This window comes from Aeromonas sp. SER (assembly GCF_038739615.1).
Lineage (GTDB): Bacteria > Pseudomonadota > Gammaproteobacteria > Enterobacterales > Aeromonadaceae > Aeromonas > Aeromonas jandaei.
On record NZ_JBCGFC010000001.1, the window covers coordinates 526,197 to 542,789 of the forward strand.

Annotated in this window: 15 protein-coding genes and 2 tRNA genes; 11 read left to right on the plus strand and 6 right to left on the minus strand. The window is 59.8% G+C overall.

The window, feature by feature from the left end; genetic code table 11:
* Positions 1-86: 86 nt before the first annotated feature.
* Both cydC and cydD read right to left on the minus strand, forming a co-directional pair.
* Entirely contained in the window at positions 87-1,817 is a 1,731-nt protein-coding gene (cydC, locus tag AAHA41_RS02500) for a cysteine/glutathione ABC transporter ATP-binding protein/permease CydC (RefSeq protein WP_323070983.1), read from the minus strand.
* Complete coding sequence (gene cydD, locus AAHA41_RS02505) at positions 1,810-3,579, minus strand: cysteine/glutathione ABC transporter permease/ATP-binding protein CydD (RefSeq protein WP_323070982.1); 1,770 nt, start codon at positions 3,577-3,579, stop codon at positions 1,810-1,812. The genes cydC and cydD overlap by 8 nt, the downstream gene beginning before the upstream one ends.
* Positions 3,580-3,780: 201 nt before the next feature.
* On the opposite strand from cydD, the gene AAHA41_RS02510 reads away from it, so the two are divergent.
* Positions 3,781-3,854: transfer RNA gene (locus AAHA41_RS02510), tRNA-Gly, on the plus strand.
* A 15-nt stretch (positions 3,855-3,869) separates the two neighbouring features.
* Positions 3,870-3,944, plus strand: a tRNA-Gly gene (locus tag AAHA41_RS02515).
* Positions 3,945-4,090: 146 nt separating this feature from the next.
* Here the strand turns inward: AAHA41_RS02515 and arcA are convergent.
* A complete protein-coding gene (gene arcA, locus AAHA41_RS02520) occupies positions 4,091-4,810 on the minus strand; it encodes a two-component system response regulator ArcA (protein WP_005338193.1) in 720 nt (239 codons plus the stop codon).
* A gap of 395 nt (positions 4,811-5,205) precedes the next feature.
* Here arcA and AAHA41_RS02525 point away from each other — a divergent pair, with 395 nt between their 5' ends.
* Positions 5,206-5,613 (plus strand): DUF3293 domain-containing protein, encoded by a 408-nt coding sequence (locus AAHA41_RS02525; protein ID WP_323070993.1) that lies wholly within the window; start codon positions 5,206-5,208, stop codon positions 5,611-5,613.
* Positions 5,614-5,655: 42 nt separating this feature from the next.
* Positions 5,656-6,135 carry a putative 4-hydroxy-4-methyl-2-oxoglutarate aldolase gene (locus AAHA41_RS02530; RefSeq protein ID WP_041208276.1) on the plus strand — a complete coding sequence of 160 codons (480 nt, stop codon included), beginning with the start codon at positions 5,656-5,658 and terminating at the stop codon, positions 6,133-6,135.
* 1 nt (position 6,136) lies between these two features.
* Here the strand turns inward: AAHA41_RS02530 and AAHA41_RS02535 are convergent, their stop codons facing one another.
* Positions 6,137-6,616 carry a hypothetical protein gene (locus AAHA41_RS02535; RefSeq protein ID WP_323070981.1) on the minus strand — a complete coding sequence of 160 codons (480 nt, stop codon included), beginning with the start codon at positions 6,614-6,616 and terminating at the stop codon, positions 6,137-6,139.
* A gap of 168 nt (positions 6,617-6,784) precedes the next feature.
* Between AAHA41_RS02535 and AAHA41_RS02540 the strand changes: the two genes are divergently transcribed.
* From AAHA41_RS02540 to AAHA41_RS02570, 7 genes are all read left to right on the plus strand, one after another.
* Positions 6,785-7,183 carry an META domain-containing protein gene (locus AAHA41_RS02540; RefSeq protein ID WP_323070980.1) on the plus strand — a complete coding sequence of 133 codons (399 nt, stop codon included), beginning with the start codon at positions 6,785-6,787 and terminating at the stop codon, positions 7,181-7,183.
* 196 nt (positions 7,184-7,379) lie between these two features.
* Positions 7,380-7,748: a helix-turn-helix domain-containing protein gene (locus tag AAHA41_RS02545; protein WP_104015344.1), complete on the plus strand. Its 369-nt coding sequence runs from the start codon at positions 7,380-7,382 to the stop codon at positions 7,746-7,748.
* 4 nt (positions 7,749-7,752) lie between these two features.
* Positions 7,753-8,121: an arsenite efflux transporter metallochaperone ArsD gene (arsD, locus tag AAHA41_RS02550; protein ID WP_323070979.1), complete on the plus strand. Its 369-nt coding sequence runs from the start codon at positions 7,753-7,755 to the stop codon at positions 8,119-8,121.
* Between the two features lie 27 nt (positions 8,122-8,148).
* Entirely contained in the window at positions 8,149-9,912 is a 1,764-nt protein-coding gene (gene arsA / locus AAHA41_RS02555; RefSeq protein ID WP_323070978.1) for an arsenical pump-driving ATPase, read from the plus strand.
* Positions 9,913-10,003: 91 nt separating this feature from the next.
* Positions 10,004-11,068 carry an ACR3 family arsenite efflux transporter gene (gene arsB / locus AAHA41_RS02560; RefSeq protein ID WP_323070977.1) on the plus strand — a complete coding sequence of 355 codons (1,065 nt, stop codon included), beginning with the start codon at positions 10,004-10,006 and terminating at the stop codon, positions 11,066-11,068.
* Positions 11,069-11,143: 75 nt separating this feature from the next.
* Complete coding sequence (gene arsC / locus AAHA41_RS02565; protein ID WP_323070976.1) at positions 11,144-11,569, plus strand: glutaredoxin-dependent arsenate reductase; 426 nt, start codon at positions 11,144-11,146, stop codon at positions 11,567-11,569.
* A gap of 358 nt (positions 11,570-11,927) precedes the next feature.
* Positions 11,928-13,136 (plus strand): NupC/NupG family nucleoside CNT transporter, encoded by a 1,209-nt coding sequence (locus tag AAHA41_RS02570; protein ID WP_021230483.1) that lies wholly within the window; start codon positions 11,928-11,930, stop codon positions 13,134-13,136.
* Between the two features lie 78 nt (positions 13,137-13,214).
* Here AAHA41_RS02570 and AAHA41_RS02575 read toward each other — a convergent pair whose 3' ends face one another.
* Positions 13,215-15,314, minus strand: coding sequence for a hypothetical protein (locus AAHA41_RS02575; RefSeq protein WP_323070975.1), 2,100 nt, complete (start codon positions 15,312-15,314; stop codon positions 13,215-13,217).
* 457 nt (positions 15,315-15,771) lie between these two features.
* Positions 15,772-16,548 carry a BPL-N domain-containing protein gene (locus tag AAHA41_RS02580; RefSeq protein WP_323070974.1) on the minus strand — a complete coding sequence of 259 codons (777 nt, stop codon included), beginning with the start codon at positions 16,546-16,548 and terminating at the stop codon, positions 15,772-15,774.
* Positions 16,549-16,593 lie beyond the last annotated feature (45 nt).

Genomic DNA, 16,593 nt, shown 5'->3' on the forward strand with positions numbered 1-16,593 from the left:
AAGGGCCATTATAGGGGCCAGTCGCCTGTGGCGGCCAGCCCCGTGTTGACCCCGAATGTCAGGGTGTGACCGCCATCAGGCGGACATCAGACCGGTGCCAGCCGCTGATGCAGGCTGCGATAGTACTCATCTGCCAGCAACTCCTGATGGGGAGCGCAGAGGCGGATCTGCCCCTCTTCCATCAGGGCGATGCGATCCATTTGTTCCAGTCCCAGCAGACGGTGGGAGATGAGCAGCATGGAGCGATCGGCCCCCAGGGTGAACAGCAGCGCCATGATCTCCCGCTCGGTCTGGCTGTCGAGCCCCTCGGTAGGTTCATCGAGCAGCCAGAGCGGCGCATCGTGCAGCAAGGCGCGGGCGATGCCGATGCGGCGGCGCTCACCACCGGAGAGCGGGCGGCCACCGTCGCCGAGCCAGGCATCCAGACCCGCCTCATCTTCCAGCAGGGTGGCAAGGCCAACCCGGGTCAGTACCTCAACCAGCTGCTCGTCAGTGGCGGTCGGTGCCGCCAGCTTGAGGTTGCCGCGCAGGGTATCGGCAAAGAGGTGTACCCGTTGGCTCACCACCGAGATGGAGGCGCGCAGCGCCCCTTCGCTGTAGTCGGTCAGCGGTTTGCCATCGAGCAGGATTTTGCCCGCCTGCGGGCTCCACTCGCGGGTCAGCAGGCCCATCAAGGTCGATTTGCCACAGCCGGTCTGGCCTAGCAGAGCCAGCTTCTCGCCAGCATGCAGTTGCAGGGTGCAGCCGCGCAGCACCGGCTGCGGATTGCCGGGATAACCGAAGTAGAGGTCATTGATCTGCAGGGCACCCTGGCTGGCGTGAGCCTGCTCGCTGCCCCACTCGGGGGCCTTGGCCTCCTGCAGGATCTCGTTCAGGCGGCGTGCCGAGGTGAGGCTGGTGGAGAGGTGCTGGAAGGAGCCTGCCAGCGGCATCAGCGCTTCGAAGCTGGCCAGCGTGGCAAATACCATCAGGGCGGTAACGGGATCGGGAGCCGCGCCCGCAACGCCGTGGCCTGCCATCCAGAGCATCAGGGTCAGGGTCCAGCCGCTCAGCAGTTGCACCGAGAAGTTGGCCAGCCCGCTCACTTTGGCCATGCGGGCCTGGGCGGCGAGCAGTGCCTGCTCGGCCTGTTGCAGTTCACCCAGCGCCTTGGGGGCGGCGGCAAACATCTGCAACTCGGCCTGACCATCCAGATAGTCCACCATGCGGGTGCGCAGGCTGGCCTTTTCGGCGATCAGTGCCTGACCGGGGCGACGGCCGAGGAAGTAGAACACCAGCGGCAGGGCGATCATGCCAAACAGCAGAATGGCGCCAAGGGTCAGGGCGAGGCGGCTATCGAACAGGGAGAGGAACAGCACCATGGCGCCCGTGCCCAGCAGCGCGGCACCGATGGGGGTGAGCAGGCGCAGGTAGACGTGGTCCATGGCGTCAATATCTGCCACCAGCCGGTTGAGCAGATCCGCCTGGCGAAAGCCTGCCAGTGTACCGGTGGAGAGTGGCGAGAGCTTTTGCCAGAACCAGACCCGCAGCCGGGTCAGTACCCGGAAGGTGGCATCGTGGCTCACTACTCGCTCACCCCAGCGACCTGCGGTGCGGATGATGGAGAAGAAGCGCACCCCGCCAGCCGGCGTCATGTAGTTGAAGCTGTCGCGACTGGCGACTGCCATCCCGGCAACGGCAGCGGCAGAGAGGAACCAGCCGGAGAGGGAGAGCAGCCCCATCCCGGCAATCAGGGTGACCAGTGCCAGCAGCAGGCCGAGGGAGAGGCTGAGCCAGTGCTGACGGTAGAGGCGTAGAAACGGCAAGAGATCAGTCATCGAGAGAGCCCTCGGAACGTTGGGATAGCAGCCGGGCGAACGGCCCCTCTGCCTGACAAAGTTGCTGGAAGTTGCCCTGTTCCACCAGCTGACCGCGCTCCAGCACCAGGATCTGATCCATCTGGCCGAGCTGGTCGAGGCGGTGGGTGATCATCAGCAGAGTCTGGTTGGCCATCGCCTCTTCAAGGGTGGTCATGATGGCCCGCTCCGAGTGGCGATCCAGACTGGCTGTCGGCTCATCCAGCACCATCAGCTGGGTTGACTTGAGCAGGGTGCGCGCCAGTGCAAGGCGCTGGGCCTGACCGACCGAGAGGCCGCCCGCCTGATCGCCAACCGGATAGTCAAACCCCTTCTCCATGGCAAACTCCCATGCCTGCGCCCGTTTCAGGGCCTCCTCCAGCTCGGCATCGCTGGCTGTTGGCTTGGCCAGCAGCAGGTTGTCGCGAAGAGAGGCGTGGAACAGTTGCGGGTTTTGCGAGAGCCAGCCCAGTTGCAGGCGCCACTGACTCATATCGAGGGTGGCCAGCTCCTGACCATTTACCTTGAGCTCGCCGCGATAGGGGGCAAAGCCGAGCAGGGCATTGACCAGCGAGCTCTTGCCTGCGCCACTGATGCCGACCAGGGCGGTGCGTGAACCGGCCTCAAGGGTGAAGTCGATGGGGCCGACCAGCACCTTGCCCTCGGCGCTCAGCACTTCCAGACCTTTGGCTTCCACCTTGATGGGGCTGTCGGCGTTGAAAGGGGTGTTGCCTGCGGCAGGCTCGCTCACCTCGGCTTCGAGGAATTCGAGCAGCTGTTCGGCGGCGCCGATGGCCTGAGCCTTGGCATGGTAGTGGGCACCCAGTTCGCGTAGAGGCGCGTAGAACTCGGGGGCAAGAAAGAGCACGAACAGGCCGGTAAAGAGAGTAACTTTGCTGCCATAATGGCCAAAATCGAGGTGATCGATATAGGAGAAGCCGAAGTAGACGGCGACCAGCGCGACCGAGATGGCGGCGAAGAACTCCAGTACCGCGGTACTAAGGAACGCAAGGCGCAGCACTTCCATGGTGCGCTCGCGAAAATCTTCCGAGGCGTCGCGAATGGCGTCACCTTCAGCCTGGGTACGCATAAAGAGTTGCAGGGTTCGCAGCCCCTTCAGGCGATCGAGGAAGTGGCCGGAGAGACGAGCCAGCGCCTGGAAGTTGCGGCGGTTGGCATCGGCGGCACCGACACCGACCAGGATCATAAAGATGGGGATAAGCGGTGCTGTGCCCAGCAGGATCAGGCCCGCCGCCCAGTTGACCGGGAACACGGCCGCCAGAATGACTACCGGAATAAAGACCGCGATGGCCATCTGCGGCAGATAGCGGGAGAAGAAATCCTGCATGTTTTCAATCTGTTCCAGCAGCAGGCTGGCCCAGCTGCCGGCCGGGCGACGCTGGATATAGGCAGGGCCGAGACGGCTTAAGCGAGTGAGTACCAGCTGGCGGATGGTCTGGCGCACCGCGCTGCCGGCCTTGAAGCTGGCCACTTCGCGGCCGTAGGCGAGTGCCGCCTTGCCGAGGGTTACCAGCAGCAGGGTAATAAAGAGGGGGATGGATTGTTCCGGCTGTTTGCCCTCAATGATGAAGCCGTGGAGCAGGGTCGCCAGCAGCCAGGCTTGCGCCACCATCAGAATGCCTTGACCCAGGCCAAAGGCGATGGAAATCGTGATCCAGCGGCGACCGTGACTCGATTGCGTGCGCAACCAGCCATAGAGACGTTTTTGCGTTTTTTTATCCATTACCACCATCCTCGCGTCGAGTGGCGCAAGACTATCCTCGCCGTTTGGCCTTGGCAACCTTGTAAATTATCTGTGTTGAAAATGTTTGCTTGAAAAAGCAACCGACTGTTCAATCCTTGTCCGAACAGATTGATTTATTGAAAAAAGTGGCAAGGACGGCATTGCGCTCACCGGCAAAATGCATATAGTAGGAGCCCTGACGCGGGTGTAGTTCAATGGTAGAACGGTAGCTTCCCAAGCTGCATACGTGGGTTCGATTCCCATCACCCGCTCCAAATTTCAGATGCCAGGCGGGCATCGTATAATGGCTATTACCTCAGCCTTCCAAGCTGATGATGCGGGTTCGATTCCCGCTGCCCGCTCCAGCTTCAAAGCAAAAAGCCCACTCCTGCGAGTGGGCTTTTTGTTTGTCCGCGATTTGCTTCTCTTTGCCACTCTTGATGGCGCATCGGGAGCCAGAAAAAAGAAAAGGCGCCACAGGCGCCTCTTCGGATGGGTAAGCGGTGCGGAATTACTCCTGCTCCAGCTCGCCGCAGAAACGGTAACCTTCGCCGTGGATGGTGGCGATGATCTCCGGGGTATCGTTGACGCTTTCAAAGTGCTTGCGGATACGACGGATGGTCACATCGACGGTACGGTCGTGCGGCTTGAGCTCGCGGCCGGTCATCTTCTTCAGCAGCTCGGCACGGGTCTGGATCTGGCCCGGGTTTTCGCAGAAGTGCAGCATGGCGCGGAACTCGGAGCGCGGCAGCTTGAACATGTCGCCAGTGGGGCTGACCAGCGCGCGGCTGTTGATATCCAGCGCCCAGCCGTTGAACAGGTAACGTTCGACCAGCTTCTTCTCTTCGCCACCGGCAGCCACATTCATGGTGCGGCTCAGCAGGTTGCGGGCACGGATGGTCAGTTCACGGGGGTTGAACGGCTTGGTGATGTAATCATCGGCGCCGATCTCCAGACCTAGGATCTTGTCCACTTCGTTGTCGCGACCGGTCAGGAACATCAGGGCGATGTTGTCGTTCTCGCGCAGCTCGCGGGCCAGCAACAGGCCGTTTTTGCCCGGCAGGTTGATGTCCATGATCACCAGATTGATGGTGTGAGAGGTGAGGGCCTGATGCATCTCGTCGCCGTTGTTGGCCTCGAGTACGATGTAGCCTTCTGCCTCGAAAATGCTTTTCAGGGTATTACGAGTGACCAGTTCGTCTTCGACGATCAGAATGTGTGGTGTTTGCATGAGTATTCCCAGATTCTTATCAGTTAATTATCTTAAATTTAACACTTCTTGGCGTTTCAAGCCGATTTCCTGACTGATCCTGAAAATTAATTACGTCATCCTGGGTATGAAGGTCAGGTCGGCATAGTGTGAATTTGGCATCAGTATCGGCAAATATCCCTGTGCCACTTATAGGTTCCCGAGAAGACTACTCGAGCAAAGCCTGGAAAGGTCATCCATTACGAAGTTGCCGCATTTTATCAGTTAACAGGAGCATAACAACACCCTTTGCCGTCAGATAGCAACTTTTTAACTCTGTTTTGATATAGGTCAAACCGTGGCACAACAGCATCATACTTGGCCTTAACCGGGTTTTCGCCCCTATAAAATGTAATGGAATGTAACATGTGATTGACATGATTTTGTGGGAAAACTACAAGAAAATTTGCTTTTTAGCGCCATTTGGAATGCCTTCCTGGCCCGAATTTGCCATCGTTACAGCCTGGAATCCTGCCAGCCAATGGGTCGGAGATCGTCGCAACCGGCGTCGCGAGCGGGCACTTTGGCGTCATCTGACGTCCATGCCGGGCGTCAATATGGCTGGCCCTGTATGGGGAGCTGCACCGGACGAAAGCTGGCGCGAGTCCTCGCTCGCCGTGGCGCTGCCCCTGCCAGAGGCTTGCGCACTGGCTGCCCACTTTGGCCAGAACGCCATCTACTGGATAGAAGGCGGGCAACTCTGGCTGGTGCCGGTATTAAGCGATAAATCAGCAGTTTGTCTGGGAGATATCGCTGCTTTCTGGATTGTCAGAGCCAATTGTTGATGAAAGAATGAACACCTTCATGCATCTGAAAGGAATCAAATCATGCTGGATCTTCTGCCTGACCTCTGCGATCAGCACGGCGATATGCTGCAAGTGGCTGAACCCTGTTTTCACGATTTCGGTGGCAAGGCCATCTTCTATGGTCGCGCCGTGACCCTCTCCTGCTACGAAGACAACAGTCTGGTGCGGGAGTTGGTGAATCGTCCCGGCCAAGGCAAGGTGATGGTGATCGATGGGGGCGGTTCACTGCGCCGGGCTCTGCTTGGTGATCAACTGGCCATCAAGGCGGTGGAGCAGGGGTGGGAGGGGATCCTGATCCACGGCGCGGCGCGGGATGTGGGCACTCTGGCCACGCTGGCGCTCGGGGTCAAGGCGCTGGCGGCCTGTCCGGTCAAGACCGAGAAGCGCGGGCAGGGCGAGCTTGGCGCGGTAGTGAACTTTGCCGGCGTTACCATTCATGAAGGGGATTACATCTACGCGGATCGCAACGGCGTGGTGGTGAGTGCCACGCCGCTGATCTGATTCAGAAGTTGAAACCCACCCCCAGGCTCAGCGCCTGATCGGCCGTAAAGGCGCTGACGCCGTAATTGGCGGTCAGGGAGAGTCTGGGGGTCAGCAGCAGGCTGGAGTTGAGCTCCAGCAGGGTGCTGCCCTGATTGAGTTCCAGATGGCGGATCTGGCTGCCGACATTGAAGGCGGGGGAGAGCTGATAGCGTACACCCGAGCTCATATTGAAACCTGATTGGCGGTTCTGATCCGCGACCGCCGGCCCCGCTTCCATAAAGAGGCTGACATCATCCATCACCGGATATTGATAGCCGCTGTTGACCAGCCAGAGATCAAAACTGTCGCTATGATGGCTCTGACTGTTGAGCAGCACCCCGGAGTAACTTTTGACATAGAGTGAGGGATCGGCTGGCTGCTTGGAGAGATCCCAGTCGGCAGCCTGAGTGGCCACGCTGGTGCAGGATGCGAGCAGTGTGATGAGAAGCGCCTTGGTCATTCTTTTCCCCTCCTTGGGTCCGGAACTGAGCTTAAGCATGGCACAAGCATGGCACATGCCAGAGCGGAGTTAAGTGAACTCCGATCACAATAAATCGCTTTGGCTGAGGCGCTGAGCATGTTAAACAGGCTGCCATATTGATGAATCCAATCATTAAGAGGTGAATCCATGAACAAGAAACTGACTCTGCTGGCCGCGCTGGCACTGGGAGGCTGCGCCATGGCGACCGGTTCTACCATGACTCAACTGCAGGCATCTGGCTGGCAATTGCAAGGTGCCACCGGCGATACCTTTACCCTGCAAGTTGTCGACGGCAAGGTGGCGGGAAAAGGCGGCTGCAACCGCTATTTTGGCGGTATCACCAAGCAGGGTGACGGTGTCTTGACGCTGGGGGCCATGGGCTCCACTCGCATGATGTGCATCGGCGATGCCATGAACAAAGAGACCGAGTTCCTGCAAAAGCTGGAGAAGGTGGCAACCTACTCCATCAACGGCAACCAGCTGACTCTGAGCGATGCCAACAAGGCGGCCCTGCTCACCTTCAACGCCGTTCCCGTGACCAGGTAAGAGTCTGTTGCAGACCCTTGGCTGACGCCCTCCCTGCCGGAGGGCGTCTCTGTTTTACCCACAGCAATCCCCTCCCGGCTTCTCCTCCCGATTCCTTGCTCTTCCCTCGCATCATGGCGAAATGAGAGTCTGCAAATTGATCATTTCAATAATTCTTGTATAGTTGAAATAAAAGAGCATCCAACGAGAGGCAACTATGAACAAAGAGACTGCCACCAAGGTCTTTGAATCGCTGGCATCCGGCATCCGGCTCGATGTATGGCGGCTGCTGGTGAAGGCCGGGCTGGAGGGGCGGGTCGCCGGTGAACTGGCCAGCGAACTCGATATTGCCCCCAACACCCTCTCATTTCACCTCAAGGCGATGCTCAACACCGGTCTGCTGTCGGTGGAGCAGGAGGGGCGCTTTCTGCGCTACCGCGCCAATATTCCCCTGATGCTGGATGTGATCGCCTACCTTACCGAGGAGTGCTGTGCCGGTCATCCCGAGGCGTGCGGCGTGATGCGTGCCGAGTCAGCCTGCTCCCCCCATGTTCTGCCTGCGCAGCCCTGCTGCACCAAGGAGTAATGCCATGTCCTCCATTCAGATTTTTGATCCCGCCCTCTGCTGCTCCAGCGGCGTTTGTGGCACCGAGGTTGATCAGACGCTGGTCACCTTTGCTGCGGACCTTGCCTGGGCCAAGGAGCAGGGGGTTGCCATCGAGCGTTTCAATCTGGCTCAGCAGCCGATGCAGTTTGCCGAGACACCTGCCGTCAGCGTTTTTCTGACCCACGCCGGGGAGGAGGGGTTGCCGCTGGTGCTGGTGGAGGGGCAGGTGGTGTTGACCGGCCGTTATCCGAGCCGCAGCGAGCTGGCCCGTTATGCCGGGCTGCCTGCGCCGCAAGTGGCCATCAAGGGGATCGTCAAGGGCGGCTGCTGCTCTGGCAGCGGTTGCTGCTAAGGCGCGACGTACCATTCGGGAGAGGCTATGTACCATTTTCTGACCAATCCACCGCCGTTTCTCTTTTTCACCGGCAAGGGCGGGGTAGGCAAGACCTCGTTGGCCTGCGCCAGTGCGGTGGCCCTCTGTGATGCCGGCAAGCGGGTGCTGCTGGTGAGCACCGATCCTGCCTCCAACGTGGGCCAGGTGTTTGCCACCGAGATCGGCAATCGGGTCACCGCTATCGCCACAGTGCCCGGTTTGTCGGCGCTGGAGATAGATCCCCCCGCTGCGGCCAAAGCCTATCGGGAGCGGATCGTCGGGCCGGTGCGCGGCAAGTTGCCCGAGAGCGTGGTACGCAGCATCGAGGAGCAGCTCTCCGGCGCCTGCACCACCGAGATCGCCGCCTTTGACGAATTCACTGCGCTGCTGACCGACCAAACACTGCTGGCCGAGTATGACCACATCGTCTTTGATACGGCGCCAACCGGCCACACCATCCGGCTGCTGCAACTGCCGGGTGCCTGGAGCGAATTTCTGGAGCAGGGCAAGGGGGATGCCTCCTGCCTTGGCCCGCTGGCGGGGCTGGAGAAGCAGCGCAGCCAGTATGGCGAGGCGGTCGCCGCCCTGGCTGATGCTGCCCGCACCCGTCTGGTGCTGGTGGCGCGCGCCCAGCAATCCACTCTGCGGGAAGTGGCTCGCACCCATGAGGAGCTGGCCGCCATCGGCTTGCTGAATCAGCAACTGGTGATCAATGGCCTCTTCTCCGAGAGGGCTATTGCCGGAGATCCGCTGGCAGTGGCGCTCTGGCAGCGCGAGCAACAGGCTCTTGTACAGATGCCGCAGGGGATAAAGGGGCTGGCGCAGGATCATATCCCGCTGTTGGCCACCAATCTGGTGGGGGTCGAGAGCCTGCGCCAGCTGCTGCAACCACAGGATGCAGGTGTGCAGGTATCACTGGCAACGTCAGCCCATCTGCCAGCCCAGCCCGAGTTGAGTTCGCTGGTAGACGAGCTGGCCGCCGATGGTCACGGCCTCATCATGCTGATGGGCAAGGGCGGGGTGGGCAAAACCACGCTGGCCGCTGCCGTGGCGGTGGAGTTGGCGAGTCGCGGATTGCCGGTGCACCTCACCACCTCGGATCCTGCCGCGCACCTGAGCGAGACCCTGGCAGGTAGCCTGCAACATCTGGAGGTGAGCCGCATCGATCCCCGCGCCGAGACCGAACGTTACCGCACCCAGGTGATGGCCACCAAGGGGGCTGCGCTGGACGAGCAGGGGCGGGCACTGCTGGAGGAGGACTTGCGCTCCCCCTGTACCGAGGAGATCGCCGTGTTTCAGGCCTTTTCCCGCATCATTCGCGAGGCGGGCAAGCGCTTCGTGGTGATGGATACCGCCCCCACCGGCCACACCCTGCTGCTGCTCGACGCCACTGGCGCCTACCACAGGGAGGTCGCTCGTCAGATGGGAAACAAGGGGCTGCACTTCACCACCCCCATGATGCAGTTGCAGGATCCCAAGCAGACCAAGGTGTTGATTGTGACGCTGCCCGAGCCGACGCCAGTGCAGGAGGCGGCCAATCTGCAGGCCGATCTGCGCCGGGCCGGCATCGAGCCCTGGGGCTGGCTTATCAACCACAGCTTGCAGCAAGCCGCGGTCAGCTCGCCGCTGCTGCAACTGCGGGCCGAGCGCCAGTTGCCCCATATCGAGGCGGTCGAGCAGCAACACGCCAGCCGCTACGCCGTGGTGCCGCTGCTCGCCGAGGAGCCGGTGGGGCCCGATGCCCTGCGCCGTCTCTGCCAGCACCATTGAGTCGCCGCCCCGGCCCGCTGCCGGGGCGGCTTGAATTACACCATTTTTGAATCTTTAGAAGATGCGGGATTGCGCCGCATCGGGAGCTGTCATGTCTGCAACATGTGATGCCAAGGCCGTGCCTGCCATCGGCTTTTTTGAACGTTATCTGACCGCCTGGGTCGCCCTCTGCATTCTGGTGGGGATTGGCCTCGGGCAGGGGTTGCCGGATCTCTTCAAGGCGATCGGTGCCATGGAGGTGGCCAAGGTTAACCTGCCGGTGGGGCTGTTGATCTGGGTAATGATCATCCCCATGCTGCTCAAGATCGACTTTGGCGCCCTGCATCAGGTGAAGGGCCACATGAAGGGAATAGGCGTCACCCTCTTTATCAACTGGCTGGTCAAGCCCTTCTCCATGGCTTTTCTCGGTTGGCTCTTTATCCGCGTGCTGTTTGCTGACTGGCTGCCAGCTGATCAACTCGACAGTTACGTAGCGGGCCTGATCCTGCTGGCGGCGGCCCCCTGCACCGCCATGGTGTTTGTCTGGAGTCGTCTCACCAACGGCGATCCCTACTTCACTCTGTCGCAGGTGGCGGTGAACGACCTCATCATGGTGTTTGCCTTCGCCCCGCTGGTGGCGCTGCTGCTCGGGGTCTCCAGCATCATAGTGCCGTGGGATACCCTGCTCACTTCTGTGGTGCTCTATATCGTCATCCCGGTCATCATTGCCCAGCTGCTGCGCAAGGCCTTGCTGAAAAAGGGAGAGGCCCATTTTGACGGCGTCATGACCCGCATCCAGCCCTGGTCGGTGGCAGCCCTGCTGCTCACTCTGGTGCTGCTGTTTGCCTTTCAGGGCAACGCTATCATCGAGCAGCCGCTTGTTATCGCCCTGTTGGCGGTGCCGATCCTGATCCAGGTACTGTTCAACTCGGGGCTGGCTTACTGGCTCAACCGCAAGGTGGGGGAGAAGCACTCGGTCGCCTGTCCTTCCGCTCTGATCGGCGCCTCCAACTTCTTCGAACTGGCGGTGGCCGCCGCCATCAGCCTGTTCGGCTTTCACTCCGGCGCGGCGCTCGCCACCGTGGTCGGGGTGCTGATCGAGGTGCCGGTCATGCTGCTGGTGGTGCGCATCGTCAACGCCAGCAAACCCTGGTACGAAGCGGGGCTGAGCAGTTAACAGATGGCCGCTAACAGATGGCCGCGAACTGATGCAATCCATTTTCTATTCACTTGATTCATGAGAGACACGCAAATGAGTGCAATCACCATCTATCACAACCCGGAATGTGGTACCTCCCGCAACACCCTGGAGCTGATCCGCAACAGCGGCGTGGAGCCCACCGTCATCCACTATCTGGAGACGCCCCCCTCCCGCGACCAGCTGGTGGCGCTGATCGCCTCCATGGCCATGCCGGTGCGCGATCTGCTGCGCAAGAACGTGCCCCCCTACGAGGCGCTCGGGCTGGCGGAAGATCGTTTCAGCGATGATGAACTGATCGATGCCATGCTGGCTCACCCCATCCTCATCAACCGCCCCATCGTGGTCACGCCGCTTGGCACCAAACTGTGCCGTCCGTCGGAAGTGGTGCTCGATATTCTGCCCGATCAGCAAAAAGGGGCCTTCGCCAAGGAGGATGGCGAGCAGGTGGTTGATGCGAACGGCAAGCGCCTCAAGTAATCATCTGAGTACTCAAGTACGGATTGAAACAGGGCCAGCGTCACGCTGGCCCTGTTTCGTTGCGTGAACAAGTTGAAAAAGTTATTCCGGCCAATCGTTTTACCGCTTTTTCTGTGACGATGATCACTGTACCATCGCCGCCCGACCTGCCACCCGGCCGCATTTCCCCCTGCGACGGCGCTGGCGTCACCCGATACATGCTGTCACCCGGAACGTGAATGACCCCAGGATGGGACCCGCCACTAACCTGTAGGTTTGTGGTCTGCGTGTCGCGTGGGTCGGCATCTCTCCCGCCGGATCGCCCGCGACGCCTGTCTGCAGACTTGCCATATGAAACTCCTCTCTTCATAGGTGCAAGATGACACTGTTATTGAGTCTGGTCGGTATGCTGGCCCTGATGTTTATCGCCTGGCTGGCGAGTGAAAACCGCCGAGCCATCCGCTGGCGAACCGTGCTGGGTGCACTCGCCCTGCAAACCGGTTTTGCTGCCCTGGTGCTCTATTTCCCCCCCGGACAAATCATGCTCGGTGCCATGAGCAATGGCGTCTCCGCCCTGCTCGGCTTTGCCGACAGCGGCATCCGCTTTGTGTTTGGCGATCTGGCCAGCAACGGCTTTATCTTCGCCGTGCGGGTGCTGCCGCTGGTGATCTTTATCAGCGCGCTGATCGCCGTGCTCTACCACTTCGGCATCATGCAGTGGGTGATCCGGGTATTGGGCGGTGCCATTCATCGCCTGCTCGGCACCAGTCGCGCCGAGTCTCTGGTGGCCACCGGCAATATCTTCCTGTCGCAAGGGGAGTCGCCGCTGCTTATTCGTCCCTTCCTCGCCGGTATGACCCGCTCCGAACTCTTTGCGGTGATGACCTGCGGCATGGCCTCGGTGGCGGGCTCGGTGCTGGGCGGTTACGCCGGTCTGGGTGTGGATCTGAAATACCTGATCGCCGCCTCCTTTATGGCGGCGCCAGGTGGCCTGCTGATGGCCAAACTGCTGGTGCCGGAGCAGCAGCAGGTGAGCGATCAGACAGAGATCACCCTCGACAAGAGCGACTACAGCAACGCCATCGACGCGCTGGCAGGCGGTGCCATGGGCGGCATGAAAATCGCCGTGGCCATCGGCACCATCCTGCTCGCCTTTGTCAGCGTCATCACCATGATCAACGCCGGTCTCACCACCGTCGGCGAGTGGTTCGGCTGGGCCGATCTCTCCCTGCAGCAGCTGCTGGGTTATCTGTTTGCCCCTGTGGCCTGGCTGATTGGCGTGCCCGCCAGCGAGATGATGGCGGCAGGGTCCCTGATCGGTCAGAAGGTGATCATGAACGAGTTCGTTGCCTATCTGGACTTTGCCAATATCAAGGCAGATCTGAGCGCCCACACCCAGATCATCATCACTTTCGCCCTCTGTGGTTTCGCCAATCTGGGCTCTATTGCGGTGCAGCTCGGCTCCATCGGCACCATGGCACCGGAGCGCCGCCACGATGTGGCCAATATGGGCTTCAAGGCTGTGTTGGCGGCGACCCTCGCCAACCTGATGAGTGCCACCCTGGCCGGGATCTTTGTCTCCCTCTGATGAGATAAAACGAGGCTGCGCCAGTAAAAAAAGCGCCCGCCCCATCTGGGGCGGGCGCTTTGCTTTATGGGCAGGGTGCTAGCGAGAGTTCGCTTCCCCCAGCCTTGGGTTGAGGGAGAGAATGCGGGTCTTGCTGACCCGGTGGCGATAAATCTCCCGCAGATAGAGCAGCGCCTTTTTCACCGATTCACGGCTGAGGCGAATATCGTTGATGGAGACGAACTTCTCTTTCTCGCGGATAAGCTCCCGATATTTTTTCTCATACATGGGCTTGATGGCGTACCAGTTGGTATCGAGGATCTTGGCCGGGTTCTCGAACTCGTTGAGCATGCTGTCGAGCAGCGCATCGTTCCACTCCTCATTGCAGATCATCTCGATCACCGCCTTGTCCAGATGCTCATCGAAGCGATAGTGATCCTTGGCAAAGCAGCGCTTGATAAAGGCCACGATCAGGGTCAGGAAGTCATCGCTCAGGCAGGGGCTCTTGACGATCAGGGTGGTGAGGGAGATGTTGGCCGACGCCCCAATGACCAGTGCATAGCGCTTGAGGGTGGTATTGGGGAAGAGCCCGTTGAGGTGAGACTTGAGCCGGTTGAGATCCATATAGGAGAGCTTGTACTCCTTGGGCAGGGAGATGATCGACACCACAGAGGAGCAGTTCTTGAAGAAGTGCAGCTCGTTTAGATGGGCCGGGTCATGACCACTTTTCACATAGTCGTCCAGATACTCCCGGTAGTTGCTCGCCTCGATGGGCAGCAGACTGATCCCCTCGATGGCCTGGGTCATCTTGTTGAAGTGGGGCAGCTCGATGGAGCGGGTGAAGAGATCGTCCACATTGAGCCCGTCCTCCTTGTCAAACAGGCCGCCGGGGGGCGAAATGGACTCGGCATATGCCACCGCCACCGGCCCCGCCAGACTCATAAAGAGGTCGTTGGCATCGAGCCGAATGGTCTCGCTGATATCGATGCCCGCCCGGCGAAAGTAGTTCTCGTCGTAGTCGGTGGTGACGGCCTGGGCGGTAAGAATGTTGAAGATCTGCTGGGATATGTACTGGTTGGCGTACTTCTCCATGGTGTTGACATCAACATGCTGGATCTCGCCATCGTCGCTCTCTTCGGCGTAGCGCATGATGTCGTTGGAGATCAGCATCATGGCATTCCAGGGCCTGATCCGCTTGAGCATGCTGGCATCGCACGCCTGCTCGTTGTCGAAGTGATAGGAGAAGTCCCACTCCTCGGCCAGGTATTTGCACAGCAAACGCCCCGCGTTGATGTGCAGCGCTTCCGAGATCTCGATACCCCGATCACAGATATTGGGCAGGATGCAGATGCCGCTGGTGAAGATGGGATCGAACATGAAGTGCTCCCCGAGGGAGAGGTGCTCCTCCTCTTCTGACGGGGGTGAAAAGGTCTTGCTCATGTAGGAGTACTGCTGGGCCAGCCCGAACTCGGAGGCCATGCCGGACCCTGTGCCGCCCCCGGCACTGAAGATGTAGAAATAGAGGCGGGACTGGTTGGCCTTGATGCCGCAGGAGTCCACCAGATAGGTATGAATGGCCTGCCACTCGGAGTTGGCGAAGTAGTGGGGGCTCTTGTTGAGGATGATCTTGGCCAGATACTGGCCAAGGATGGGGGCGTTACCCGCACCTCCCGCGTGGATCTCCGACAAGTCCATCACCCGCATCTTGGCGTAGTCACGCAAGGAGCCACCTTCGCCGCTGCGATTGGAGTGGCGGATGCGGCCATCGATGTCCTTGTCCAGATCCCCCAGCATCACCATGGGCTCGATCAGAAAGACCGGCCGGGCCCCGTTGTTTGGTAGCCGCAGGTTGCGCCGGATCCAGCTCACCGGGCCAAACTCCTTCTCCCGCTTGCGTTGCTCTTCACTGTTGAACTCATTGAGATAAAAGCTGCGGGCGTTGTAGACCAGCGAGGCCACATCCTGCGCGATGTTGGAGCCGCAGCGGCCCAGCCCCACCAGACAGACGGACGGAAAGTTGTGGGGCACGGCAGCGCCCGTTTCGCTCTCTCCGATGGCGGCAGGAAATACCGCATGGCGCAGCTGTTCCAGATTGGCAAGAATGCGGGCCAGATCCCCTTCGGTGTAGTAGAGGTAACGGTTGCCTGCGTCCTGCTCATCATCCGTGCTGATAGGTAGCAGATCGATATGCTCGGTCATGAAAAAAGATCCCTCTTGGCGGCGAATGTATATAAATCAGCAGCTTTGGACTGCTCGGTAACTCTAGATGATAAAAAGCGGGGGCGCGGTGAGAGGAGGGTGAGAGTTGTGACTGTGTGATCATGGGCACAGCAGCGCGCCGGAAATCTGCCGGTATGCCTCACTTGGCAACGGCGCAGCATTTTCCTGTAAAGGTTGGCCACCACGTCCAATACCAGATTGGCCAACGCGCCGTCAGCCGCTCTTTAGGCGTTCACACAAGGAGACAACCGCAGGCGCAGGAAGAGAAGTACCCACTCCCGGGCGAAGGTTGAGGTGGCGAATGCTTCGTATCGGCTACCCGTTATCTACCACCGATAAAAAACCACCGACCTTTTGCAGGTGGGTGGCTTTTTATGGATAGCGGCCGATTGGATGGTCTGACTTCGGTGCCGAGCTGCGGTGTGAACGGCCGCGACTACTTCGAATGGGTGACGGGCTCTTCGGAGAGCAACTCGTTGACGAGTCCAACTGCTAAATGAATATTCGACTCCATCTTGTCGCCGTCCACCGCGTTCGCTTTCCACGATTCAGGGGCTTCGGGATGTGGCCCGGAAACGGCCACCTTGCCTTTGCCGTATGAGCTGATCAACGCGGCAATCTGATGGTTTTGAAAATGGGCGATAACCTTGACCTGCTCTGGGCTTGGCACCGGCGTAAATTGCGGGCCGGCCTGGTAATACATCTGGTGCTCTTCACCAAGCCAGCTGATAGGGAAGATCCTGGCGCTAAAGTCGCCGTCATAATCATCGGATGTGGCAGGAACAAGGCCCAGCGCCGGCACAAAGCCCTCTTCTTCAGACCAGCCGCTGGATGCCACAAAGGCACCCCCACAGATCCCGAGGTAGCGGCCACCATTCTGCAAATAGGTTTTTAACGCCGAACGAGCGTCCGCGGTGAAGGTGTTGAGCAGCGGCTCAACATCGTCCTCTGTGCCGCCAACGATAAACACCCTGGCATTATCAAGCTCTGCAGGCAGCGCCTCGATATTGGAGAGATACTTGACCGGCAATCCCACCTGCCTGACCACATCAGCAATCGCCTTCGTGCTATCCCCATCAGAAACAGGCCCGTTATAGATCAGCGCGTACGGCTCTTGCTGCGGCTGCGCAGAGGCGGCCTCTGCCATGCACCCTGTCATTAACCAAAGGCTGATAACGCTCGCAATCAGCCTGATGCCTTTTGATACATTCATCGCTGCCACTGTCCCTGTGATGTGAACCGAAGAGACTACTTATCA